Genomic DNA, 24,037 nt, shown 5'->3' with positions numbered 1-24,037 from the left:
AGATGGCTGATTTTGATAATAACAATAACTAGAGTCAATATTTTATGATAACAATATCTAACTTTGAAAAGTATGTTCTTCCGCAGATTTTGGTGCGTGGTGAAGACTATTATGAATCCGGCGCTGTGTTAGAAATCGAAGAGGAATCTACGGGTGAATGGATTGCAACAGTTTGCGGTACGGAGAATTATGAGGTAACTGTATCGATGGAAGGGAATGAGATTGTTGCTTGGGAGTGTGATTGTCCCTACGATGGAAATATTTGTAAACATGTGATAGCTACGCTTCTGGCAATTCGTGACAGTCGAGGCAAAGCCGGTCGTTTCTTGTCAGCTAAGGAAGCAAATACACAGTTGGGGTTGTTGGGAAAGAGTATGCCCCAAATTGTGAAGGATAAAGAAATAGAACAAATCCTTTTGTTTGCGGAATCGGACAAGTTATCCGATTTTATTCTGAAATATGCTGCTTCACATTCTGATTTTAAGTCAGCTTTGGTTGAGGCTTTTTTGCCGAAAAGACCGGCGAAAAAGGTGGACTATCGAAATGAAATAGAGAGTTGCTTTAATTCTTCATATAGAAAGTACTCTAAGAAAGGACGATATTATGAACCTGAGCTAGACTGGAATGAGATATCTGATAAAGTAGATGGATATTTGGCTAAAGCCACTCTGTTGTTTCAACGGGAGGCTTTGGAAGAGGCGGCAACAATTGCTCTTCAAGTACTTCGCTCTATAGGGGGGAATTATATTGACGAAGACTTTTTATATAATGATGGTGATATTGATTTTGGTATCATTTGTGAAGATGCCGGAGATTTATTACTCAAAGTAGTTCAGCATTCGGGTGCATCACAGGCATTGAAAGAGAATGTATTGAATGAAATTATCCAAATATCCAAACTGGCAACATATCGTGAATATGAAATCTTCGATATGGATGAATTGGTGCAACAGATTATGCTTTCAGTGCAATCTAAAGAGGAGGCTTTGTTGAGTGTGGATAAGCTTATAAAGGAGAGAACAGAACGTTGGGACCTCTATAAGTTAGTGCTTCGGAAAATAGAAATATTGAAAGAATTGGATAAGACAACTGAGGTTGAAGCTACTATATCTGAATTTCTTTATTTACCTGAAATCAGACGACAGGAAGTTGCAAAGCTACTGGATGAAAAATGTTATGAGAAGGCTATCTGTATGCTGAATGAAGGAATAGTGATAGCTGAAAGAGGAGGAAATCTTGGCACATTAAGAGAATGGCAGGAACAATTACTTTTCATTTATGAAGAAGTGCATGATGTGGCCAAGGTCATTGAAATGTGCCAGTTATTGTTTATTCATACGAATGGAAGTTTGGATTATTACCATAAGCTTAAGTCGTTGATATCTTCCACGGATTGGAAGGAGTATTTGAGTACATTGATGCAAGAAACGACTTTCTATGATTACTGGGGGAGTGGAAATAATAAAGCAGATATTTATATAGAAGAAAAAGAGTATGATAAATTATTTAGCTTTTTGTCTGCTGTGAAATACAGGCGTTTAGACGCTTTAGTGCAGTATGCTTCCCATCTGAATGCCACCCATTCTTCTCAAATACTTTCTTTGTTTACGGATGATCTTCGCGTTTATGCGGAGAAAAATCTGGGACGGAGTCATTATGAGTACATAGCTCGGGTGCTACGGGGTATGCGGAAATTGAATGGCGGGAAGGATGTTGTGAAACAATTGGTGGAAGAATTCAGGGTTTTGTATAAACGTCGTCCGGCGATGATGCAGGAGTTGGGAGAGTTCTAGCCATATCTTATTTGCCTGTTATCTTTTATTCGAACTTGTCGGAAATGAAAGCAGACTATCTACTAAACGACAGTCTGCTTTATCTTCTTTATAGAGTCTTCATTTGGTATTTGTTCCTGCTCTAACCGAAAATTGTTTTCTTGCAAGAAACGATATAGGTCATACTCTTCCAAAGTTAATTGAGGTAATGTTTGCAATAAAGCCGGTGTTCCCTCTTTTACCAAGTGTCGATAAGTATGGAATGTCTCCCAGTCCATCATCAGTGCAATTGCGGATGGGTAATAGCTGCGGAACTGGTTGAGAATTTGCAGCCCCTGCGCATCTAAATCTCCCCAATAATAGTTTTGTACATGAGTCATCCATGGAATCTCTTTCAGGAAACTGATGTTGAAGCCTCCCCCGCTCCATACGGCAATACTGTCAGGTTGCAGTGGTAAGGTTAGGAAATTCATTTTATTTTCCATGATAAATACGTATTTACAAGCGCAGTTCAGACGTTGGAAATCTGGTAATGGAAGAGATACATCTGTCCAGCAGAAGCCTGGAGCCAAGGTACTGTCCAGAAAACGTATGCGGATTAATGGTTCGGCACATTTCAGTCCATACCGTTTTTCGAATGTTTTTTCATTGAGAGTGATAGTAGATGCGGGTAATAATTCATCGAGTAAGGATTTGAGTAAATCCTTGTTTTCTTCGATGTATTTGGTGTGTACCTCAATTGGCAACTCGCGGATGTAAAGATGAGGGCGGGGATGTTCTGTAAAGTACTTGCATACCTTGATTGTATCTCTCCATGTGTCGTGACTGATAAGTCGGAGAGGATTTCTTTGACTCCATTCAATAAGCTGCGGCATTTCATTGGTGATTAGTTGCCAATTTCGGATGAATATATCCAATTCGTTTCGTTTGCGAGTAATATGCAAGTAAATCTCTAAAGATGGAATTTGTATGCAAGTCGGAATGTTTTGAATTCCAATCTTTTCAAAACTCTTTTCTGTCATCTCTACTGTGTATCCCCATAGGGATGCACCTTTTTGTAGTTCTGCGATAGAAGCTTTGTATTCTGTCAGTTTTAGCAGAATATCTTTGGCTGTTATCTTTCCTATGCGACTAATTTCTTTCGGAAAGAAAGATTCTCCTGTCGTGATTGACAGGAGTAACTCTTTCCACCAACTCAGGCTTTGTTTCTTTATGTCTTGTGGTGTAATCATTGGATAATTTCTATTAGTGAGTGATGCTGTTTTTTCTCTGCTTTATACTCTTCAATGCTTAAATTGCGAATCTGCGACTCATTGCCTTCCGGATTAGATACATAGTGTACGGAATGGATATAATTCTCAATGACATGTATTTTCTGCATGGGAGTGACAATCAACAGTTGCAGATTCAGCTTTTTGAATAAATCAAGTCCGAATTGTGTACTTTCATCGTCACCACGTCCGAAGGCTTCGTCTATGACTACAAACCGGAATGATTGGCTTCGCTCTTCCTGATAGTTCAGTCCAAATTGATAGGCGAGGGCAGAAGCTAGAATGGTATAGGCCAGTTTTTCTTTTTGACCGCCCGACTTACCGGAAGTACCGGCATAAAACTCTTTCTCTGCATCATCTGCACGATAGCGTTCACTGACATTGAAGAGAAACCACTGGCGTACGTCTGTGACTTGTGTGGTCCATTCAATATCCTTGTTCTCATTGCTGCGGAACCGGTTCAGAATGCGTTGTACTTGTTCAAAACGTTCCTCAGTATAAGCATCATCTGTACTGAGGATATTGTTGTAGCAAGCTTTCAGATCTCCTTTGAAGTCAAGGATTTCTCGGTTGGGATTGGTTACGGCTTGTAGTTTGATGTAAGTATCTTTGTTGAATTCGATAGCTTCCAGATGTTTATTGATTATTCCTATTTTTTCCTGAATCCGCTTGGCGTGTAAATCAAGTTTGCTGTCGAAGGTAACAATGCTTTTTATTGTATCCTGATTTAATAGGACTTTTAGTTTAGCCTCGTGTGCAGGTAGTCCTTCTTTAACTACTTGTTGGAGAATCTTCAGATATTCTTTCCGAGCTTCAATATCTTCAGGTAATTCCAAGGCATCAAAAGGAAAAGCGTTTCGATAGTCACGCATGATTTGGGTTATTTTTTCTCGTGTCGTATCTCGCTTTTTCTGTATGTTCAATCGCTTGCCTGATAGACTTTTAGATAGCTCCGCTTTTAAATTGTCTATGTTGCCGAGTGTATAAGAAGTGTCAGGCTGTGCTGATTCTATTTTAGAATAAAAGATGCTTTTGTCCTCCGGCGAACAAACAATTGATTGCAGCTGTAGTTCCGGTAATTGATTATGGGCTGTTTCTATTTGATTATTCAACCGTCCGCGGTTATCTTTTAGTTTATCTATGTGATTCCTTAATTCACTTTCTTTGTATTCCATTTGTTTCTGTTGTTCTGCCAGTGTTTTTATCAGATTATTGCTTTCTGATAACTCTTGTTTTTCCTTTTGTAGGTGGGATATATGTTCTGTTTCTTGCTGCCAGTTCAGCTCATTCCAATCTTGAAATCTTTTTATTTGCATTAGTGATGACAAGGTGGCATTGCACAAATCAATTGCCTTTGATTTCTCTTTAATTTCGTTTTTTTCTATTTCATATCGAGATAGAAGCGATTTCAAGTAGGCTTGAATGGCCTGTATTTTCTCCTTGTTGCTCCAGCCCAATATGAAATTTCTGCGATCCCAGAGGTCTCGGCGGTCATCTTTCACATGTCGCAAGCGGCCGGTTTTTATTTGTCCTTCTTTCGTGATTCCATCGCTGACATTTTGAAACTCATTTAAAGATACGCATTGTAGATTGAAACGACGTACCAATTCTTTTTCCAGCCAGTTGTAGAATGGAGTATTTGACTTTATATTGATTTTGTTGACTGCTGATGAGGGTGATAAATCTTCAACGAGCGTGTTGTATTGTTTGCTCTCTTCGGGAATGCGGAAATATTCCAGACGGATTCCTTTATGTCGATTATCCTGCAGCTTATTGGCGTTTATGAACCCTGATACAATGTGATAATATCTGTCGGGGACTAACATGCTGATGCCAAATCCTCGCAATAATCGTTCCAAAGCTCCTTCCCATTCTTTATCTTCAGAGCGAACTTGTAACAGTTCGCCCACAAAAGGAAGTTCTTCTTCGCAGATGCCCAAATGTTCAACCAATTGTTTTCTTATCTCCAATATGCCGGAGGGTAATTGGTTGGAGCGTGTTTGAAGAGACTCTATTTCTGACTTTTGTATTTCTATTTCTTGTTCGGTATTGAGATGCTCAGCTATCCTTGAACCTTGCAAAGTGGTCAGTTTTTCCCTCTCTTTCCGCATCTCCTCCTGCTTTTCTTCGGTACTTTTTAAATTGCGATAGAAGGTTTGTTCAGTGTTGGCTGTGGGGAGTCCGCATTGCAGGGTTAGTTGGAGATAATCTTCGTGTTGCTTCTTTTTATCTTGTCGAGCTTTAGTGGCTTGCGCTATTTCTACTTTTATCTGATCCAGGCGTGCGCCTCCGTTATCACGGATGGCCTGCCGAAGTTCATTGATCGTATTGCGACATGTATCAAGTTCAGCCTCTGCTTGTTTGATTTGACTTTCCAACTGCACGAGTTTGCGCTTGCAATTGGCAATCTCTTTTTGCAATAGATTTATTTTTTTATCGGCAAAGTAGGATGGTATAACATCCGATAATAATACCTCAATTTCGTGCAACAGTTCTTCTGTCTGAGAGTAGTCATGGTCCAGTTCGGTCAAAGGATTTAGAATATCCCGTTGCTTGCGGGCTTCCATTACGGCTGCATGTGCTTGATGTAAGTTATCGAACCGTTTTTTCAGTTCTTCTATCTGTTCTTGTATATTGGTTGGTTCCAGCATTTGTTCGCGCACAAAGCTAGTAAGGCTACTTACAGATTTCATAGAAACTGTTTGATAAAATAGTTCGATTGCTTTGTCGGAATTCATGCCGAATAACTGGCGGAACCGCTGGCTGTATCGTGAGAAGTTATCATCAAATATTTCGATGTGGTTATTGGTACGCAGTCTTCTCTTCAGTTCTTTAATGTCCGTAAATCCAGAGAAATGCTCTTTGATACTGAGCGGCTCGCTTCCAATCAGTAATAATTTGCGAACATTACTGTTGTTTTCAATCCAAAAGAGTTGCGCTAAGGAAGTGTGTATGTTGTATCCTTCATTATAAAAATTGGCGATGATTACTGTAAATGTAGCTTCACCAGCTTTTATATATCGCAGAGAAACGGCTTTACTGCCATTGGTCAGTTCGTCACTTTTGGAACTGTAGTTTCCTTTGATGTATGAGGCCAGATTACGCTCTTTGCTTTCGGCACCGGCTGCTTTGTTGAATGTGATGCGGTTATATGGTACCAAGAGGCAAGTCAGAGCATCAACAACGGTCGATTTCCCCGATCCTACAGCACCGGTTAGCAATGAGTTTTCACCTTCTGGAGTGATTTTCCATATCTTGTTATTAAAGGTTCCCCAGTTTAATAATTCCATGTATTGCAGGCGATGGCCTACTTGCTCGATTTTATTCTTCATTTCTTTGACTGTTTTACATATTCTTTATATCGTTCTAACCACTCACTGACTTGGTCTGCATTAATAAATGCTTTAATAATACGATTGACTTCGTATTGTTCTTGGTCTGTTTTCATTTGGCGTAAAAATCCTTCGTCTATCACTTTTCTGACGGCACTGTCTATCTGCTTTTGGGTATTTACTTCATTGGTGTTCTCTTTCAAGTGCAACTTCATCAGATTGTCAATCTCTTCGCGGCTCAGTATGGCCTTGGTAGATTCTCCTTCCTGGTCATTTTCTATCAGATGTTTGCGTAGCAACAAGCAAAGGAGTGAAACGTGAAAAGTGAGCGGTCGTCGTCTGATTAACTTTGGGGCAGTTTCCTGTTCCGGAGATTCTTCCTCACAGGTTGTCTGCAACTGTTGCTGTTTTAGATAAGCATAGCCTTCTGCCTTGTCGATAATGACATCCAGATGGATATCGGCAAAATAATTTCGCACATCCCGTTCATGTTCGGGTTGCATCAACGTGTTCCATATTTCTTCTTGATGGCTATATACAATACCTTTTAATAAGGCTATCAGTACGTTGGAATAAGTCTTTCTCATTAGCTGAATATGATTTTAGGGATTTTTACTTTAAATATTTGTCCGGTTTGTGAATTGCAGATTTGTATTTCTTCTTGTTCGCTTGTAGAAACCGAATGTCGTTCTCCGTTTTTAGTTGCAATGTCCAGATAGGCTACTACTTCTGCCACTCCTTTTTCAATTGGATGCACCTTTATTAATTCCTGTAAAGAGACTTGAGGTTGATATCTGAGCAATTGCCTGATATTTTCTTTTAGCTTAGGAATATTTATCTCAAATTGTTCGTACAACAATTCATTATCACCGGATGCTTGCCCTTCTTGTAACTGTTGCTTTTTGAATTTGACTTGTTCGGGAGGTGAGAAAAGTGGTCGGTCACATATAAGATTGATGCGGATGATATCTTCAACTTCCAATGCCGGGAGTCTGGTAAAGTCAATCTCCGGATGTTCGAAGATTAATTTGAGTCCTTCGTCTATCTGTTCGTGAATTCGCTTGTTCTCGAAAAAAGACTTATGTTCCAGATATTTACGCAACTGATTCCAAAGTGAATTCGTTGTTTTGTTGGTGCGATCTCCCGCTTCTATCAGGCTATTTCTTAATAATTCCATACGGAAATTATCATTTCTCATCTTTTGCACAACAGGTATATTGAGCATGAGTTCAATTAACTTTTCAAGTTCAACTTGCTTGGATTGTGATAGCAAAAATTCCCAGAAGGCAGTGAAACTCTTACCTTGGTCGGTTTGTGTCAGAAAGTCTTGTTGTTCAAACAAGTCTGATAGAACTTCTCCTTTCGACTGGCTGGTGGTAATGATTTGTCTTCTGAAATTACGGTTCAGGTCCCTGAAGTTCTGTTCTACTTCCCTGAAATCTGCAAGCAATGACTTCGCTGTATCTTCTATCAAGAAATACTCCTCCTTTATTTGTCGTTCGTTCAGCATTTCCAGTTTGCCAGCCTTGATATCCTCAATATCCTGTTCTAAAATCCGCTTCTGTGCTTCTAGTTGGGCTAATCTTTCCGAAGCATTCATTTGAGTTTTACCTACCAACCTTTGCATTCGTTCGAAAAGATATTTCAGGCGTGACTCAGTACCGATAAATTCTCGTTTCTCCAGACTGTCAATCCACTTGAATATCAGTTCCGTAGCTGGTGTCAATTCATAAATAAATTCGTCTGTTTTTCCTGGATATTTGCGAAGAAAGCCTGCGTTACTCCAGTCGGTCAGATATTCAGTCGGCGGTTTGGGATAGGTTTTATTCGGTTCATTCAGTACATAGAGAATATCTGAAAGGCGGCTAGACAGTTCTTTTTCAAGAATGCCACCTTCCTCCTGATTGGAGAACTCCTCCTTGAAGGTAGAGAATAGAAAGCTGATAATAAGTGGGGCATTATCAGCTTTCAATAATCGGATAGAAGTATGGTTTTTAAGCAGTTGGCTTATATATTCATAAGTCATATACGATGGCTTTTTATGGTGGAACAATATGGAGCTTCTCTACTTGTTATCGTTACATTTTTTAATATATATAATGACTCCAATTTGGTTTTCCGGATGCTCGTCCTGCGAAATCCGGTTAATTCGCGCTTCGAATATACCTGTATATCCCTGTTCGCAAAGTTTACTGATTTCCTTGTTTTTATCACGGGGGATAAAACCTAACTTGTAATCTTTGTAATAGATAGCTACTGCATAGGGGGCAAATTTGTTGTCTTCTTCTCTTCTCAGTTGCAGTTTAGTTCCGATAATGAGTTCCTGAAAAGCCAATGTTCCATCCCAATAGGTGAAACCGGCAATGTCGAAATTAATGAAATGTCTTCTTTCCATAACTTTGTATTTTGAGTATGATGGTACAAAGGAACGGACTTGTTTTGACAGGTTCTGTCACAAATCTATTTTTTTAGGCTTGTATGAGTGAATTTATATACTTAGAAGCATATTTTTTAATGTATTCTTTCAATTCCGGTGAGTCTATTAGTTGAATATCGGCAGCCAAACCAAGGACAAAGCGTGTGACGCCGATAAAATTACTGACTTGTGTTTTCAGCAACCAATGGTCGGGTGATATTTGTTGTGTGTCTTGCTCTGCTAATGGGTATTCTTCGATAAGCAGATTATAAGCCCTTCGGGTTAGTTGTAATGTAATGGGGAATTTGTCTCCTTTGTAACTGCTCATGCGGAATATATCCGTGAAACCTTCCAGATGTGATTCTTCATATTTCCAAGTGGTGGTGGTGACTTCGACGGATTCAATACGTGAAATGCGGAATAGTTTATTGCGTTGACTATCCGGTTCATAACACCATATTTCTACATAATTGGTGGTGAAAGCAAAAGGCTCCACATATCTGTCCGTAATGGTTTGACCGTGAGCGGATGAGTAATTGTGTAGAATAACCATCCTTTTCTGTTCATGAGCATCAATCAGGTTTCGAATATTATCAGCATCTCTTCCTTTAATGACAGAATCTGCAATGATTTTACTATTATAGACGGACGCCAATTTCCGTTTTAAGTTTTGTTTTATTAAATTATTGTTATCAATAGCTTCAATCACTTGATGAATCATGTATGCCTCTTCCTTACTGAAGTGAATGAGTTGGGAAATATCTTTAAAGAAGGGTGATTCTTTACCCATTCGTATATGAGATCCTTCTTTGTAAATAGCAAATCCGGCAGCTTTGAATGTATCAAGATAGCGATAGATGGAACGAGGAGATGTTTCCATACGTTCGGCCAGTTCATCTACTGTATATCGGGTGTTGGCTGTTAGTAGCATCATGAGATGCAGCAGTCGTTCGAGTTTGGGTTGGTCCATTGTGTTTTTTTGTTTTAAGTTGTTGGATGATAGATCCTTTTAATGCGTAAATGTAGATATTATTTCTCTGATTTTTAGAATAAACTATTATATTTGTCGCAGAAACTTTATACTCGTAAGAAGAAGCGTAAAGGTGAGGATTTAGCGGTTCAAATTGCTAATTTTCGTCATTAAAAAGCCCTTTATCCTTCAGACGTTTTAGCTCCTTGTCAAAGTCTGACAAATATTCACGATCTTGTATGAGTTTAAATTTCTCATATTCACAGAAAGCTTTCGTTTGTGCTTCCTCATTAGATATTGTGCCGGAATGTTTTAGAACCTCATAGTCGCTTATTGCTAGGAAATTGCTTAATTTGTTTTTCCAATCATTCATGGTCGTGATGAGCTGTTGCTCTGCTCTTAGCTCTGCAAAATCGAGAAAAGCGGATGACAAACGTTCTAACTGTGATACCTCTTTGTCTGACAGATAATTTTTGGCAACTATTGTATCTGACTTTTGTATTCTTCCATCAGGGGCTTTCTTCCACGTAGTCAACCCCATGTGGGGCATTTCAGCATCAGCACGATTGTAGATTAATTCTGCTGCTGTATGGTGGGTTACTGCCCAATGCATCATATTTTGTACCATTTTGAAAAACAGTTTGGTTATTTCTGATTTAGCATCGTAATCTGCACTACATTCAGCATATACATCTGTTATTTTCTGGTAATACCTGCGTTCGGAAGTGCGGATTTCACGGATACGTTGCAGTAAATCATCGAAATAATCTTTTCCGAAATGGCGGCCTTGTTTTAAGCGTTCATCATCCATAGCAAAGCCTTTGACGATAAATTCCTTTAGAACTCCGGTAGCCCAAATTCTGAATTGAGTGGCTTGGTAACTATTTACCCGGTACCCTACAGCAATGATTGCATCAAGATTATAGAACATAGGAGAACGTTCAACTTCTCTTTCTCCTTCTTGCTGAACTATCTGAATTTTTCGGATAGTTGCTTCTTCTTGCAATTCTCCAGACTCGTATATTTGTCCTAAATGATAATTGATTGTCTTTACATCTACTCCAAAAAGAGCAGCCATCCGCTTTTGAGACATCCAGAAGGTTTCATTATTGAATATCACTTCTATTTTTACTTCTCCCTGACTTGTTTTATAGAGTAAGATATTGGAGGATAGATTATTGGAGGTTAGCTCAAATAAACTTGTCTGATTTTTGAAAAAGATACGCGCTTGTTGTACTAATGCTTTCTTGGAGTCTGCATTTTCGGCAATGATAAGACAAGCCATTCTTGATAAATGGAAGTTTTCTACATTTCTGTATGCTCCGGAACCAAGTTTAACCATTTCTACAGTAAGGTGAAAATGGTCGTTTATATCCATTCCTTTTGCTTGAGCAATCGCAATAGCTTTCTTTACTACAGAAGCAAATCTGTAATAGGTCGTATAACCCATAGCTCCACATAAATCACGCGAAGTCCAATATTCCTTTCCATTTTGACTGTACTTCTTTATTAGCTCAAGTTGAGGCTTCATTTCAGGTATCTTGTTCTCTCCCATATGTGTTAACTATTTAAATCATTAACTTTTAACTCACCAGACATGAGTTTGGCAATAATGTATCACGAATCATTGATAATCGCATATTTTGAAACGAAATTTAGTACAACTTACTTGTGTACATAATGCTACAAAGTTAAGAAAAAGAATTTACTATATGAAGGAAGAAAAAGAATTTATCTGTTTTCAATAGATATAGTTTATCTTATTGCATCCTCACTATGTAATACTCTGTTCTCCTCCTTTTTTCTTTAACCTATGATCTAACACAGTAATGAATCTTTTCTTTTCGGAGATGTTTTTAATATGTTCGCATCTGTCATATTCTGTATTATACAACAAAGGCTTGCTGCTCTATTTTCTTTCCACCTTCTTCACCCACAGGAAATAACTCTTCAACAATGTCTCTTCCGGTATAAGTTCCCTCATCCCGTGCTCTTCCAGATACAGCTCCGTGGCCCTTGTGAACATCATCCCGTTCTTAAACTTGTTTCTGCGCAGGAAGCGGTAATAATCCATTCTCATTTCATAGTTGATTTCCTGCTCCAGAACCTTCACGGCCTCCTCTCCCAGATAATTATAAGTCCTCGGATCTTTCCCCACGCTGGGGCAGGGCAGAGAGAGGGTGACATTCCCCCGGTCCCGCCATGACACGCCCTTTGGGCGGGGAGTGGTGAGCTGTAGCAGGCAACTGTAAAGATTCTGATTTTTGGTGAAACGGATGGCACCCTCCACTGTGCAGTGCGCGTATGCACTTTGCAGGTAAGCCGCGAGATAGGGCTTCACCTGAATGGTAACTGTAATCATTTTGTATATTGTTTTGAAGTGAAAAATATTTCCATACGTTTGTGTCCCTGTGGCGGGGATTGTTCCTCGGAGCAGTGGAAAAAGGCAGATGTGTTACTCCGGCAAACGATGGAAAATCCAATGATTACGGTATGTCGATGTTGCTCTACGACCTGCGGGTCGTTTCTCTACGAGGAAGGGTGTCTTGCCCGTAGAGGAACGCACGGTTCCTCTACGGGTCAAAGTATCCGCCTCTGACCTTTGGTGCAAATATCTGTCAAATTAACATCTCAGGCAAAATAGGAAGGCGGTGTTTAAAGATGGTATTGTAATGAAACATTTGTCTTTACCGCCTGTTTGTGACGTAGTATATTCGCGTGCGACAACGTGCGAAAAAATGAATGAATATGAAAACAGTCTATTTAAACAAATTTATGAGTTCGGTGGTCACTGAACTCGAAATGAACGGGCAGTATGGCACCGCCCATGTATGCGGTAGCGTGCTGCGGTCGGTGATGGCTTTCGACGGCGAGGGGCTGCCCGTGTCCGGCATCACGCCCTTGTGGCTGAAGGCCTATGAGGGTTACCTGCTCCATAAGGGTGGGAAGGGTCTGGCGTGGAATACCGTCTCGACCTATATGCGTATGCTCCAGGCGGTTTATAACCGGGCTGTGGTCCGTAAACTGGCGGCTTTCATCCCCCACCAGTTCCGTGACGTGTTCACCGGGCGTAAGGTGGATCACCGGCGTGTGCTGGAACGGGACGATATGCAGAAGTTACTGTTGGACAGGGAGCCTGACATCACTTCCCCCGGCATGGCATGGGCACGCGCGTGCCTGGAACTGATGTTCCGTTTCCACGGCATGCCCTTTGTGGATCTTGCCCACTTGCGGAAGTCCGATCTGAAGGATGGCTATCTGACCTTGCGCCGCCGGAAGACGGGTATGCCGCTATCCGCCCGTGTGGACGGCCGTGCCATGCAATTGCTGGAACGCTACCGGAACCGGGACGACACTTCGCCCTACCTGCTTTGTTTCCTGGACGGGAACCTGAAGGGTATGGCCGCTTACAGGGATTACCAGCGGATATTGCGCCTGCTTAACAGTAAACTGCGCGCGCTTGCCTTATGGAAGAAGGTACAGGGCAAAGTGACTTCGTACAGTGCAAGGCATACATGGGCTACGGTGGGCAGGTATTGCCACATTCCCATCGAGGTCATTTCCGAAGGGCTTGGACACGCTTCCGTAACCACTACCGAGGGGTATATGAAAGGCTTCGGAAACAGCCGGATGGACCGGGCGAATAAGGTTATAATGAATTACATATATAAGGGGTGACTTAATACGGGTATGAATGGTAATTCGTTGATATGTAGTGTAATGTCAGGAAATTACCTTGTAGGTAACGGAGATGTGATTATGGCGCAAAAGTAGATAATATATTTCTAACTCCCAAGAGAAAGATGTTTTATTTGCCTGTTTACATGGATTAATTAACCGGCGATTTATATTAGGAAACAAATACTACAGGTTCTACAAGTTTCTTTTTCAGCATATGGGATGGAAAGGAGTTTTTTCGACTTGTTCGTTCAAATCCGTATATAAATTCCCTTACCCGTTTCCGAAATTCGGAGACGGGAAAAGGATATTGTACACCGTGAGCCGTATGTACGTATAAATTCTTATATATACCGGGATTTTATGAGCCTTGTTTCTTATCGTATCTGTGCGTATCTGTTACCTACAAGGTAATGTCGGTGTGTGTAATGGATAAAACCCAACAAATATCATGATAACACCCATGACACAAGCTGCCATTGCAGTACTCAACGACATCTATGCGGGAGGCGACACAGCCCGTACGGACGCCTGCCGTCTTATGGAGCAAGACCTGGATATCCTGCTGTCGAAGCTTCTAAGAGCCGGACTTATCAAATTGTCCGACCAGGGAGAACCCCGTAGTATACGGTCGTACAGTCCCGCGCGTGAATCCTCCGATGTCTCCCTTCTCGACATCCTCGAAGCCACTGGCGAGCATCTGAACTGCAACCATCCCACTACTGAAGAGTTCCACATGCGCTACGGTAAAGCCGCGCAGAAACTCGGTATAGTAAACTATATCACGCGTGAATATCTGAAGGAAATCAAGCTGTTTGAGTTGTAGACGTAATCCGAAGAATCCTTTGAAAAGCATCGCTTACATACTGCCCTTGTTCCTGCTGCTGTCCTGCCTTGCAGACCTGCATTCCCAAACCTTTGCCGTGAAGAGCGACCTGCTGACGGGAACGCTTTCCTCGCCCAACCTTTCCGTGGAAGTCAAATTCTCCGAGCAGTTCACGCTGGAAGCGGGTTTTCACTACAACCCTTTTCCGGCAGGTGGGGACAAGCGCTGGAAACACTGGTTCGTACAGCCTGAACTTCGTTACTGGATGTGCCAGCCCTTCGGTGGCCACTTCTTCGGCGCGCACCTGATGTACGGGGTATATAATGTAGGCGGCCTGAAACTCCCGCTTGGACTCTTCAAGGGCATCCGCTCTTCAAGATACGAGGGTGACTTCCTGGGACTGGGCGTATCATACGGCTACCACTTCATCCTCTCACCCCGTTGGAGCATCGAGGCAAGCCTCGGTGTCGGATTCCTGCACTCGGGCTATGAACGCTACCGCTGCCTGCATTGCGGCGAGCAGACCGGCGGCGGTCATAAAAACTTCATGGCTCCGACCCGTGCCTCGGTATCGCTGGTATACCTGATAAATTGAGAGTTGGGAATTGAGAGTTGAGAGCTGGAAGATGAAAATTGAAAGCGGTTTATAATTAGTAATTTGTAATTGAACATAGAGCATGAAAAACTTAATCCGTATTCCTCTTACATTGGCACTTCTGTTCGCCATATGCAGCTTCTGCCCCGGGCAGGAGTTCTACCGGGGAGAACTGTTTGTCACCGGACAGCATTTCTCGCTGACTGACGGACACCTGAACGTGGAACTTTCCGTAGACTTCGAAAGCCTGCAAATGCCTTCTGACGAATCCCTGACCGTGACTCCCGTGCTTAAAAGCGGTGAATCCGAACAGGAACTCCCCTCCGTCCTCATCAACGGTGCGGAGAAACAGAAAGTGTATCAGCGTACACAGGCATTGTCCGCGGGCAAACGTAACGGCAAGGCGCGTACTTCGCCCATTCCGGCAGTCGTAATCCGTGACGACGCTGCGGTCTCCCGCGCGTTTACCTATAAGGTTTCTATCCCTTACGAAGAGTGGATGGAACAGGCCGTCCTCCTGCTTCGCTCTCAGGAATGTGCCTGCCACGGGAAGAAAGGGGATATTTACGAGGATAAGATAGCGGACGGCCTCCGCCTGCCGAAGCTGAGGACATCCCCGTGGGATGCGGGCACCGACGTCGGTTTCCTTTCATTGGTGAATTTCATCCAGCCCGCACCGGACAAGGACACGCTGCACTGCATCACAGGTTCTATCCCGTACTTTGAACGGGAGGAAGACCGGAAGGACGGCAAGCAACTGGGTGAACTCTCCGAGGAAAAGCAGAACTTCGAGATTTACTACCGTCTTCGTGACGCTCTTCGTGATGTACGTCAGGAGACGGGCACGGAACTGGCTAAAGTCCGCGTAACGGGCTATGGCGCGCCCGTGGGTAACCTGAAGAAGAACGAGACCAACGCCCTGATACGTGCTCTTAAGCTGAAGGAATACCTGCGTGAAAACCGTCTGTCGGGCAAAGCCCTGCTGGAAGTGGACTGGATTCCTGAAGACTGGGACTCGATCACCAGCCTGGTTCGGGGAAGCGATATGATGCTGAAAGATGCCACCCTCGACCTTATTGATAATGTGGAGATCTCCAAAGGCCGCGAACGTATGCTGATGTCTCTTGCTGACGGCAAGCCTTACAGGTATCTCTCGGAGAAGATATTCCCGGCGGTGATGCGCGTGGACTACCGGATAGAATATACGCGTAAGCCTCTGGATGCTACCGAAAGCCTCCAACTGCTGCGCAGCGGAAAGCAGCGCGCCCTGCGCCTGAACGAGTTCTTCGCCGTAGCCGGCAGCTATCCGGCAGGCTCCACCGAATATAATGACGTCCTTGACCTTGCTGCCCGACTTTTCCCGGACAGTCCGGAAGCCAACATCAATGCCGCTGCGGTTGCCTTGAGCAAAAAGGAACTGTCCAGGGCACGCGGGTATCTGGAACGTTTCGCCACCCTCCCGATGGCTTATAACAATATGGGCATCCTCTGCCTGCTCGAAGGTAACCGTGACAAGGCAGAGGTGTACCTTACGATGGCTGCCGCGGCCGGAGTGGAACAGGCGGTTAAGGCATTGGAGAAATTAAAAGCAGAGAATTAAGAGATGGGTAATACAAAATAACCATAAACGGTATAATATATGAAAACGAGTAACTACCTATGGGCGGTGCTGGCAACGGCCACCCTTTCACTGTCCGCATGCGGCAGCGATGAAAACGAGAATGTAATTCAGCCGAAGGAAAAGACTGCGAAACTTGAACTGACCTTGGTGGGTACCCCTGCTGACAGCCGCGCTACGGGGACTTTGCCTACCACGGATGAATCCCAGATCAACCGCCTGACGGTGGCTGTATTCACCGGAGCATCGGGCAACCCTGTCAATGCCCTGCGGGAATTCACGGGCGATGACATCAAGGCTGCAACAGGTGGTACCGGCAAGAAGATTACGATGCTTTGCGAACCCGGCAACGGACAGACCATTTACGTGGTGGCCAATGCCTCTACAGGACTTTTTGCGGGAGTTACCAACCTTGCCGGTTTCAAAGCCAAGCTGATGCTACTTTCGGAAACCACCAAGGCTGCGGGAGCCGGTGCGGCAACGGATACGCAAAAGGCCAACAACCTCCCGATGCTGGGAAGTACCACCGGAAAGGATTTCACGGCGGGAACGGAAACCGAGGCGAACATAGCCCTGTCCCGTCTTGTGGCGAGGGTATCTATCAGCAGCGTCAAGACGGCTTTCGATCCGGTGGGACGGTTCAAGGACGCGACGTTCAAGGTGGATGCGATTTACCTGAAGAATGTCGACAGTTCCGTCAATGCGGACAAGACAGGCGGTGCCCCCATTAACGGGGGACATGAGGGTGCAGTCGTTACCCAATACCTGTACGAGGCGGTGACCGGCCATACAGCCAATGCAGAGCTTACTACCCCGTACTACTTCTACACATTTCCGAATGTTGACTCAAGTAAGCCGACTAAACTTATCATTAAAGGATTGTTTGATGCGGATGGGAGCGGTTCTACCAGTGCTCCCATAGCCCGTTATTATCCTATTACTATTAACAAGAAACAGGCGAACACCACCATTTCAGGAGGAGCGGGTACGGACAAAGGCAGTATAGCTGCTAATACCCGTTACGTGCTTACCGCTGTCATCAAGGGTGAAGGCGCCCCCGACGATAACACGGATATAGACCCCGCCACCCTGCAACTCACGGTCACTGTTGCTGATTGGGCACTCACCATCAGTCAAAATGTAACTTTCGAGTGATAATTTATACGAGACTGACATTATAAACCAATCCGTAGCAGCTATGCGAGTATCCGGAATCTCCCCTGTCTTTCTGTTCCTTCTTTTTCTCCTCTGCTGTACCTCGTGCGTGCGTGAGGATATGGAAGGTTGTGCCCGTTACGAACTGCATGTCCGCGCGGTGGATGCTGACGGGAACGATCTCACCGGAAGCGGGGCCTTGCAGAAATCGGATATCTACCTCTTTAATGAGCAGGGGTTCGTCAGGATGATTCCCTCCGATGGCTTCTCGGACTTTTATTTTGGAGAGGACAAAGGCGAACGTCTCACGCTGGTAGCCTGGGGAAATCTGAAAGAAGATACCCTGATTACTACGGAGATAGCGCCAGACACACCCTTGAAGGAGGCAAAACTTCAACTTAGGCAGCATGCTCACGGCACGCATATTCCGCTCACGGACTTGTTTTATTGCCGCAGGGAAATAGGTGAGGCGGAGACCCGGAGTGTGGAAGGAACGGATATTACGGTTGTAATGGAACGTATGGTGGCGGGTCTCAGCATACGCACGCGTTATCTTTCCGAACGTTATCCTTACAAGGGTGAAGCGTACCGCTTCATAGTGCACTGCACCAGTACGGAAATGGATTTCACGGGTGAGGCTGCCGGGAGCGGGGCCGGATATGAACCGGCTTCCGTTACCGACGCTAAAGGGGATGTCTATGCGCCGCCTTTCCATATCTTCCCTACCGGAGAGGGGAGGCCGTTGGAAATTGACATCTGCCGGAAAGGGGAGAAATTGTTGACTATCACCGAAGACAATGAATTCCGCCCTTTGTATGCTCCTGTGGGCAAACAGACCAATATAGATATTGACTTCCGCTATGCGGAGGTTCAGGTCGTTGCGAGTGTGGTTCCCTGGGGTACGGTCAGTCAGGATGTGGAAATGTAAGCAAGAATACAATGATCAGGTTATTTGAATACAGAGTATACCGTAGGCAGGAAGAGCCTGTTCCATTCTGCTGGAAAGTGCTTTTCGTGCTGTTCATGCTGGGCACGCTACTGGCGATGGCGGCCGTGTGCAGTTCCTGCCAACCGGAAGAGGATATGGAGGCTATAGGTGTGGAGGAAGACCAGCCTGCTACCATCCGGCTGGAAGTGCAGGGTGAGGAACTGGTGAATATCGCTACCCGTGATATTAATGAGAGTGTGGTCAGTAATCTTCATATTCTGGTGTATAACAGTTCGGGAGAACTGATCGGTCAGAAATATCAGACGGGTAGTTCTACGGTTACCATGAATACCCGTAGTGCTACCGGATGTACCATCTATGCCGTTGCTAATACGGGTAAGGCTGACTTGTTCAAGGGATATGCCATACATAAGGAGTCATATCTGAAAAGTATGGTATATAGTCTTACCAATTGGGACGACCTGGGTAAAGGTACTAATTTGCTAATGACCGGAAGCATGAAGAGTGTGAATATCAGGGCGGGAGCGCAGACTTTATCAACACGACTGGTATTGACCCGCATGGTTGCACGAGTTGAGTTGAAAATCAAGGTGAAAGAAAGCAGTGGGATTACCATTACGGATTATTCCGTAAAGAATACCCCTTCACTTTCCTATTATATTGCCCGCGCATCGGAAGATGCCGTTCAGACTGCTACTGCCGCACATTGGAAAGAAAGCGGTGTTATCACTACGTCCGGAGCAACTTCGGTGAACAAGACTTTTTATATGTTTGAGAACCGTAGGGGGACTAAATCCATTTCCGCCCAGAAGGATAAAACGACTGCCAATGCACCTGCCAAAGCTACTTACGTAGTCATTCATGGATTGGTGGGTGCTGTAACCGTGACGTGGACCGTGTATCTTGGCGAGAACAATACGAGTGACTTTAATATCAAACGGAATGGTAATTATAGGTATGACATTACTTTGAATGACGTTGCGGCAACAGATACAAGGGTTGTTGTCGATTTTGCGGGGACAGAAGATTTGAGTAGTGCAGGTACGGCAAATTGTTATCTTGCTAAAAAGGTAAACACATGGTATAAGTTTAAAGCTACGGTGAGAGGAAATGGAGCTGCCACCGCAGCACTGATTTCTCCAACCGGAAGTGCTTTGGCGGCTAATGCTGCAATCAGCCCTGCAAGTACAGAGCTCGTTTGGGAAACGAATGGCCATGGGAAAATCATTCAAGGAGTGATTTTAAAAGACGGATATGTCTATTTCAAAACCGGTCCGACAGCTGAAGGGAATGCGGTGATTGCAGTAAAAGACAGAAGTGGCAACGTATTGTGGAGCTGGCATATCTGGAAAACTCATTTTAATTTGGCGGAAATGCCTACACAAACGTATAAGACGAATCCAAGAATAATGAATCCTTTTCTCTATTACAATAGTTTGACTTCCCGTAATTTGATTATGATGGATCGTGATATAGGTGCGGCGGATAATACTGCTTCTAATGCAGATGCTGTTGCGAAAACATTTGGTCTTTATTATCAATTTGGTCGTAAAGATCCATTTCCTCCTCTTAAGGATAAAGCTGGGAACATAGAAATATATGACACAAACGGGACATGTATTGGTACTGACGAGATTATTGGCAATTGCGTAAAGAATAATGAAATACCATCATATAGTGTAATGACAACTATGATAAATTATACAATCAATCATCCATTGACCTTTGTTACATATACGGATGGAACTGGAAACTGGATATATGGTGCTCTATTAACAACATCGGTATGTGAGGCTTCCGATAAGTTATGGGGGAGTGACTTTAATAGTGCTACAACAACGCTACTATTTGACACTAAATTCACAGGTAAGACAATTTATGATCCCTGTCCTTTGGGTTGGTGTGTTCCCCCTCAGGATACTTGGACTAATTTCACAACTACAATCTCAGAGAGTGCCACCAGCGATTATTCTACAGAAGATGCCTCTTTTTACAACTCTCCAACAGAGGATAAGAAGAATTGGAGTGTTGTGCCTCAAAATGGTTTTAAGAGTGCTCCGGTTTTCGGCCGCCGTTTTTATATATCCGGAACTTCAGGAGCATTAGCTTTCTATCCGGCTGCTGGCTATCGATATGGTTTGGATGGAAAACTATACAATGTTGGTTATTTCTGTTCAGCATGGTCATCAGCTCCTACACGAGCTAATTCATTGCCTCACAGCACTTTTTTTCTATCAAATAATGAAGCTGTATTGCCTGTTAACTTTGTTGGCAGGGCGAGCGCATTTCCTGTGCGTTGTGTCAAAAAAACATCTTTATAAGTAAATACGTTCAAGCGGATGACTATAAAGATGTGGATAGGAATGTGGCTTTTGTATACTTTAATAAACATAGCCTTATTATAGATAAGTAATTATCTAATTCAAAAGGACTATGCATCACGCACTGTCCTTTTCTTATTAGAACTTTAAACACCCGAATATCTTACCAATTTGGTTTTCGTCATTACCTGTCTAGCCATGCTCCTACCTTCTCTTTAAAGAAGAAAGTATAGAGGAATGCTCCTATCCAGCTTGTAAGGACTACCAGCAGGATTGCCATAAGTTTTTTTTCTTTCGGTATTCTCAGGCAACCTATTTCCCAGGCGCATCTTATAGTCAGAACTATTCCAACGACCCAAATAGCAAGAATATTCATACCTGTATAAATTAAATGAGAGATAGTAAATCGAGATATAAAGGTTTATATGACAGTCTTAATCAAGCTGCTTTTTTACTTCATCTTTAGCTTTATTATAATCCTTTTTTACTTCTTTTTTTACCTTTTCCGTACCTTGTTGCACGTCTTTCTTGGTTTCTTTCCAGGCATCTTTGACTTTGTCGGCACCATCCTCTATTTTGTTAGAGGCCTTGTCTAATGCGTCATTTACGTTTTCTTTTGCATTTTCAATCTGCTGTTCTGTCCGGTTCTGTTCTTTTTTGTCCCGACAGGATGGCGCGGACAGTGCAAATAAAATTGTTAGTGTGATAAACATTATCTTTTTCATATAGTTCTCTATTTTTGCTTGTTATACAATATGCTTTAGGATTTCCGGTGGAGAAACCAGTTCTCCACCGGGATGAAGATTTAGACTTCATACTGTCGGAAGATCAAGTTATTTCTTCTCCGATTTTTTGTTTGAAGCAGCAGGCTTACTTTCTTTAGCTTTGCTTTGGGTACACTTTTTGCTACCCTTTGCTTCCATCTGTTTTTTTTCGTTCTTTGTTGTCATAAAATTTAGTTTTTAAGTTAAACAATAGTAGAACCGGAAGTCTTATTTGTTTCCGTTCTTAGCATTTCCATATTCACACCAACGCATTTCTCCTTTAGGGATATGGGAGAGTATCTCGCTGCTCCGTTCCTTGGCTAGTTTTTCATCTGTTTGGCGTACTTCCTTTTCCGTACGTTTGGTGCCTTCAGGTTTACGTTGGAGTAATCCGTCGGTACTTCTGACTTCCTCCAGTGGATTCTCAATATATTGCCATTCTTCTTTGAGCCTCGTACTTTTGCCTTCGTTCCATGGTCCGCGGGTTTCCTTTCCTTTGGAATCATTAAAATAAAGGTTGCTGTATCGGGGGGATGTTTGGAATACTCCCGGAGGAAAGTTAGGCTGAATAGTTTCCAGAGCGGCCTCAAACTGTTGAAAATGGGTCACTTCGCGAGTCATAAGGAACGTGAGCGTTTCTTTTACAAGTGGGTCATCCGTAAGTGGGATAAGGTTTTCGTAACCTATTTTGGCACGTGCTTCACCCGCCATGTTGGAACGCAGGTCCACTGTCAGGTCAGCATTGGCCGATACATAGGTGGCACACCATGGGTTCCCGTTGCTATCGGTCAGTACGGGACTGCCGGGAGCTGTTACCAGAAAGGCAGGATTGGTGAAGGCTTGGTGGATAAGATCCTCTTTGCCTGCTTTTCCTTCCATCATGGTACGCAGAGGAGTATCTTCCAACACATCCTTCATTTCTCCGTTTACTGGTCCGAGGAGCATCTGGATGGTTGCACCTACGATTTCAAGATGACCGAACTCCTCAGTGGCAATATCCATGAGCATGTCATATTTGTCAGGGTAGGGGTTATGGCAACTGAATGCCTGTACAAAATACTGTAGAGCGGATTTCAACTCACCGTTGGCCCCTCCGAATGCCTCAAGCATCACACGAGCAAAACGAGGATCCGGCTGTGATACACGGGCATTGAACTGAAGATCTTTTACATGGTAAAACATAACAGATTCATTTTTAAGTTAATAATTCAGGTTAATTTTAGATGTACATCTGTATATTAAAGATAGGAATATCCTTGCCGGGCCGTATATACAGACCGGAAGAGGTTTGTCCAATCAAGTCAAGAGGGTAAAGTTGTCGGTAGAGATATAAATGAGAAAGGATCGGAGAAAATAAATTTTATTCCTCCAGTTTGTCCAGTTCAGACATATATTTCTTTATATAATGACAATTTCCGTCGCATATCCTTTTCCGCACTCCCACGGAAAGGGAAGAGTCCATACATTTGTTTCCGAACAGACAGCTGCACCTGAGTCTATACGCTTCCAAGCTTTTATTCCTCTCATCCGTACGGCCCTCTGTATAGGCGGACAGGCATAGCGTGTACAATTCTTCATAACTCTTTTCCCGCAGGGATGCGGGAGTATATTGGCATTTATTGTTCCATTTCATATTCATTAATCATTAATTCAGGTGAAATGGATCGGGAAGCATTGAAAATACATCCCGTAATTTTAGTTGCTTGTTATAGTAGCCTATTTTTTGGCTTCTAAAGCAGCTGCATGGACTTTACTTTTCAGGGTGTCAGCCTTTTCGGCAACGTCAAAGGTCGCATCTGCAACCTTATCGGCGGTTTTGGTCCCTGCATCCAGTGCTTTGTCTCTCACGGTTTCTGCAAGGCTTTCAGCACGATCGGCAATCTTTGCCATGGCATTGTGAATTTTCTTTTTTAGCATCTTGGCTTTTGCCGTACGTGAAAAACGTTGAGCAAGTGCTCCGATAGCCGAACCTATTGCCAGCCCAATCAAAAAGTTAGATTTACTAGTTTCCATAATTAAAAAGGGTTTAGGTTAATAAAAAATTAAATATCAGTTCTTCTGGGATGACGAAAGAAGGATATGATCCACAATAATAGAACTGCACCGATAACAGAGGTGAAAAGGCTACCCAGAAGGCCTGTGGTAGTAATTCCCAACAAGCCGAATACCCAGCCACCCAATACGCCACCTACAATACCTACGAGTAGGTTAATGAGAAGTCCGAAACCGCCTCCTCTCATAATCTTGCCGGCTATGAGTCCGGCAACGATTCCAATGATAATGTACCAAATAAAATACATAATATTAAGTTTTAGTTAAAATAATACTGTTGGAACAGATGGCTTGAGGAATCATATTAGACGGAAAACC

General features: G+C 43.2%; 22 protein-coding genes. 8 read left to right on the top strand and 14 right to left on the bottom strand.

The window, feature by feature from the left end; genetic code table 11:
- Positions 1-44 precede the first annotated feature (44 nt).
- Positions 45-1,793, top strand: a complete 1,749-nt coding sequence (locus BWI44_RS07320; RefSeq protein ID WP_044532399.1) for an SWIM zinc finger family protein — start codon at positions 45-47, stop codon at positions 1,791-1,793.
- A gap of 62 nt (positions 1,794-1,855) precedes the next feature.
- Here the strand turns inward: BWI44_RS07320 and BWI44_RS07315 are convergent, their stop codons facing one another.
- The 8 genes from BWI44_RS07315 to BWI44_RS07280 form a co-directional block, all read right to left on the bottom strand.
- Positions 1,856-3,004, bottom strand: a complete 1,149-nt coding sequence (locus BWI44_RS07315) for a Wadjet anti-phage system protein JetD domain-containing protein (RefSeq protein WP_044532398.1) — start codon at positions 3,002-3,004, stop codon at positions 1,856-1,858.
- Positions 3,001-6,375, bottom strand: coding sequence for an ATP-binding protein (locus BWI44_RS07310; RefSeq protein ID WP_195209859.1), 3,375 nt, complete (start codon positions 6,373-6,375; stop codon positions 3,001-3,003). Before BWI44_RS07310 ends, BWI44_RS07315 begins: the two co-directional genes overlap by 4 nt.
- Positions 6,372-6,962, bottom strand: coding sequence for a DUF4194 domain-containing protein (locus tag BWI44_RS07305; RefSeq protein ID WP_044532396.1), 591 nt, complete (start codon positions 6,960-6,962; stop codon positions 6,372-6,374). Before BWI44_RS07305 ends, BWI44_RS07310 begins: the two co-directional genes overlap by 4 nt.
- Positions 6,962-8,401, bottom strand: coding sequence for a DUF3375 domain-containing protein (locus BWI44_RS07300; protein WP_044532395.1), 1,440 nt, complete (start codon positions 8,399-8,401; stop codon positions 6,962-6,964). The genes BWI44_RS07305 and BWI44_RS07300 overlap by 1 nt, the downstream gene beginning before the upstream one ends.
- A gap of 39 nt (positions 8,402-8,440) precedes the next feature.
- Positions 8,441-8,770 (bottom strand): HIRAN domain-containing protein, encoded by a 330-nt coding sequence (locus tag BWI44_RS07295; RefSeq protein ID WP_044532394.1) that lies wholly within the window; start codon positions 8,768-8,770, stop codon positions 8,441-8,443.
- 73 nt (positions 8,771-8,843) lie between these two features.
- Positions 8,844-9,761, bottom strand: coding sequence for a helix-turn-helix transcriptional regulator (locus tag BWI44_RS07290; RefSeq protein ID WP_117691524.1), 918 nt, complete (start codon positions 9,759-9,761; stop codon positions 8,844-8,846).
- Between the two features lie 157 nt (positions 9,762-9,918).
- Positions 9,919-11,316, bottom strand: a complete 1,398-nt coding sequence (gene rhuM, locus BWI44_RS07285) for a RhuM family protein (RefSeq protein ID WP_115502989.1) — start codon at positions 11,314-11,316, stop codon at positions 9,919-9,921.
- A 354-nt stretch (positions 11,317-11,670) separates the two neighbouring features.
- On the bottom strand, positions 11,671-12,123 hold the full coding sequence (locus BWI44_RS07280; protein WP_044532340.1) for a hypothetical protein: 453 nt from the start codon (positions 12,121-12,123) through the stop codon (positions 11,671-11,673).
- A 380-nt stretch (positions 12,124-12,503) separates the two neighbouring features.
- Between BWI44_RS07280 and BWI44_RS07275 the strand changes: the two genes are divergently transcribed.
- The 7 genes from BWI44_RS07275 to BWI44_RS07245 all read left to right on the top strand — a co-directional run bounded on the left by BWI44_RS07275 (position 12,504) and on the right by BWI44_RS07245 (position 20,903).
- Positions 12,504-13,439, top strand: coding sequence for a tyrosine-type recombinase/integrase (locus tag BWI44_RS07275; protein ID WP_195209858.1), 936 nt, complete (start codon positions 12,504-12,506; stop codon positions 13,437-13,439).
- Between the two features lie 451 nt (positions 13,440-13,890).
- Positions 13,891-14,265 (top strand): hypothetical protein, encoded by a 375-nt coding sequence (locus tag BWI44_RS07270; RefSeq protein WP_195209857.1) that lies wholly within the window; start codon positions 13,891-13,893, stop codon positions 14,263-14,265.
- A gap of 19 nt (positions 14,266-14,284) precedes the next feature.
- Positions 14,285-14,860: a DUF3575 domain-containing protein gene (locus BWI44_RS07265; RefSeq protein WP_195209856.1), complete on the top strand. Its 576-nt coding sequence runs from the start codon at positions 14,285-14,287 to the stop codon at positions 14,858-14,860.
- Positions 14,861-14,942: 82 nt separating this feature from the next.
- Positions 14,943-16,460 (top strand): DUF3868 domain-containing protein, encoded by a 1,518-nt coding sequence (locus BWI44_RS07260; RefSeq protein ID WP_195209855.1) that lies wholly within the window; start codon positions 14,943-14,945, stop codon positions 16,458-16,460.
- Between the two features lie 39 nt (positions 16,461-16,499).
- Complete coding sequence (locus BWI44_RS07255; RefSeq protein ID WP_195209854.1) at positions 16,500-17,633, top strand: fimbrial protein; 1,134 nt, start codon at positions 16,500-16,502, stop codon at positions 17,631-17,633.
- A 121-nt stretch (positions 17,634-17,754) separates the two neighbouring features.
- Positions 17,755-18,561 carry a FimB/Mfa2 family fimbrial subunit gene (locus tag BWI44_RS07250; RefSeq protein ID WP_195209899.1) on the top strand — a complete coding sequence of 269 codons (807 nt, stop codon included), beginning with the start codon at positions 17,755-17,757 and terminating at the stop codon, positions 18,559-18,561.
- 11 nt (positions 18,562-18,572) lie between these two features.
- Positions 18,573-20,903 carry a DUF4906 domain-containing protein gene (locus BWI44_RS07245; protein WP_195209853.1) on the top strand — a complete coding sequence of 777 codons (2,331 nt, stop codon included), beginning with the start codon at positions 18,573-18,575 and terminating at the stop codon, positions 20,901-20,903.
- Between the two features lie 184 nt (positions 20,904-21,087).
- On the opposite strand, the gene BWI44_RS07240 is transcribed toward BWI44_RS07245, so the two are convergent.
- From BWI44_RS07240 to BWI44_RS07215, 6 genes are all read right to left on the bottom strand, one after another.
- A complete protein-coding gene (locus BWI44_RS07240; protein WP_016278380.1) occupies positions 21,088-21,279 on the bottom strand; it encodes a hypothetical protein in 192 nt (63 codons plus the stop codon).
- 58 nt (positions 21,280-21,337) lie between these two features.
- Positions 21,338-21,628, bottom strand: coding sequence for a YtxH domain-containing protein (locus BWI44_RS07235; protein ID WP_195210053.1), 291 nt, complete (start codon positions 21,626-21,628; stop codon positions 21,338-21,340).
- 267 nt (positions 21,629-21,895) lie between these two features.
- On the bottom strand, positions 21,896-22,849 hold the full coding sequence (locus BWI44_RS07230) for a manganese catalase family protein (protein WP_044534897.1): 954 nt from the start codon (positions 22,847-22,849) through the stop codon (positions 21,896-21,898).
- A gap of 178 nt (positions 22,850-23,027) precedes the next feature.
- A complete protein-coding gene (locus BWI44_RS07225) occupies positions 23,028-23,300 on the bottom strand; it encodes a hypothetical protein (protein WP_016272768.1) in 273 nt (90 codons plus the stop codon).
- Positions 23,301-23,383: 83 nt separating this feature from the next.
- A complete protein-coding gene (locus BWI44_RS07220) occupies positions 23,384-23,680 on the bottom strand; it encodes a YtxH domain-containing protein (protein WP_120129981.1) in 297 nt (98 codons plus the stop codon).
- Between the two features lie 29 nt (positions 23,681-23,709).
- Positions 23,710-23,967, bottom strand: a complete 258-nt coding sequence (locus BWI44_RS07215; protein ID WP_016278377.1) for a GlsB/YeaQ/YmgE family stress response membrane protein — start codon at positions 23,965-23,967, stop codon at positions 23,710-23,712.
- Positions 23,968-24,037 lie beyond the last annotated feature (70 nt).

This window comes from Bacteroides sp. Phil13 (genome assembly GCF_001940965.1).
Lineage (GTDB): Bacteria > Bacteroidota > Bacteroidia > Bacteroidales > Bacteroidaceae > Bacteroides > Bacteroides intestinalis.
The sequence above is the reverse complement of the archived record's forward strand: the minus strand, read 5'-3'. Positions and strand labels throughout refer to the sequence as shown.

Coding starts and splice junctions, on each gene's coding strand:
- BWI44_RS07315 (WP_044532398.1), bottom strand. CDS start 3,004: ATGATTACACCACAAGACATAAAGAAACAAAGCCTGAGTTGGTGGAAA.
- BWI44_RS07320 (WP_044532399.1), top strand. CDS start 45: ATGATAACAATATCTAACTTTGAAAAGTATGTTCTTCCGCAGATTTTG.
- BWI44_RS07230 (WP_044534897.1), bottom strand. CDS start 22,849: ATGTTTTACCATGTAAAAGATCTTCAGTTCAATGCCCGTGTATCACAG.
- BWI44_RS07235 (WP_195210053.1), bottom strand. CDS start 21,628: ATGAAAAAGATAATGTTTATCACACTAACAATTTTATTTGCACTGTCC.
- BWI44_RS07250 (WP_195209899.1), top strand. CDS start 17,755: ATGGAAGGTTGTGCCCGTTACGAACTGCATGTCCGCGCGGTGGATGCT.
- BWI44_RS07225 (WP_016272768.1), bottom strand. CDS start 23,300: ATGAAATGGAACAATAAATGCCAATATACTCCCGCATCCCTGCGGGAA.
- BWI44_RS07220 (WP_120129981.1), bottom strand. CDS start 23,680: ATGGAAACTAGTAAATCTAACTTTTTGATTGGGCTGGCAATAGGTTCG.
- BWI44_RS07245 (WP_195209853.1), top strand. CDS start 18,573: ATGATCAGGTTATTTGAATACAGAGTATACCGTAGGCAGGAAGAGCCT.
- BWI44_RS07295 (WP_044532394.1), bottom strand. CDS start 8,770: ATGGAAAGAAGACATTTCATTAATTTCGACATTGCCGGTTTCACCTAT.
- BWI44_RS07270 (WP_195209857.1), top strand. CDS start 13,891: ATGATAACACCCATGACACAAGCTGCCATTGCAGTACTCAACGACATC.
- rhuM (WP_115502989.1), bottom strand. CDS start 11,316: ATGGGAGAGAACAAGATACCTGAAATGAAGCCTCAACTTGAGCTAATA.
- BWI44_RS07290 (WP_117691524.1), bottom strand. CDS start 9,761: ATGGACCAACCCAAACTCGAACGACTGCTGCATCTCATGATGCTACTA.
- BWI44_RS07305 (WP_044532396.1), bottom strand. CDS start 6,962: ATGAGAAAGACTTATTCCAACGTACTGATAGCCTTATTAAAAGGTATT.
- BWI44_RS07280 (WP_044532340.1), bottom strand. CDS start 12,123: ATGATTACAGTTACCATTCAGGTGAAGCCCTATCTCGCGGCTTACCTG.
- BWI44_RS07275 (WP_195209858.1), top strand. CDS start 12,504: ATGAATATGAAAACAGTCTATTTAAACAAATTTATGAGTTCGGTGGTC.
- BWI44_RS07260 (WP_195209855.1), top strand. CDS start 14,943: ATGAAAAACTTAATCCGTATTCCTCTTACATTGGCACTTCTGTTCGCC.
- BWI44_RS07310 (WP_195209859.1), bottom strand. CDS start 6,375: ATGAAGAATAAAATCGAGCAAGTAGGCCATCGCCTGCAATACATGGAA.
- BWI44_RS07300 (WP_044532395.1), bottom strand. CDS start 8,401: ATGACTTATGAATATATAAGCCAACTGCTTAAAAACCATACTTCTATC.
- BWI44_RS07215 (WP_016278377.1), bottom strand. CDS start 23,967: ATGTATTTTATTTGGTACATTATCATTGGAATCGTTGCCGGACTCATA.
- BWI44_RS07255 (WP_195209854.1), top strand. CDS start 16,500: ATGAAAACGAGTAACTACCTATGGGCGGTGCTGGCAACGGCCACCCTT.
- BWI44_RS07240 (WP_016278380.1), bottom strand. CDS start 21,279: ATGAATATTCTTGCTATTTGGGTCGTTGGAATAGTTCTGACTATAAGA.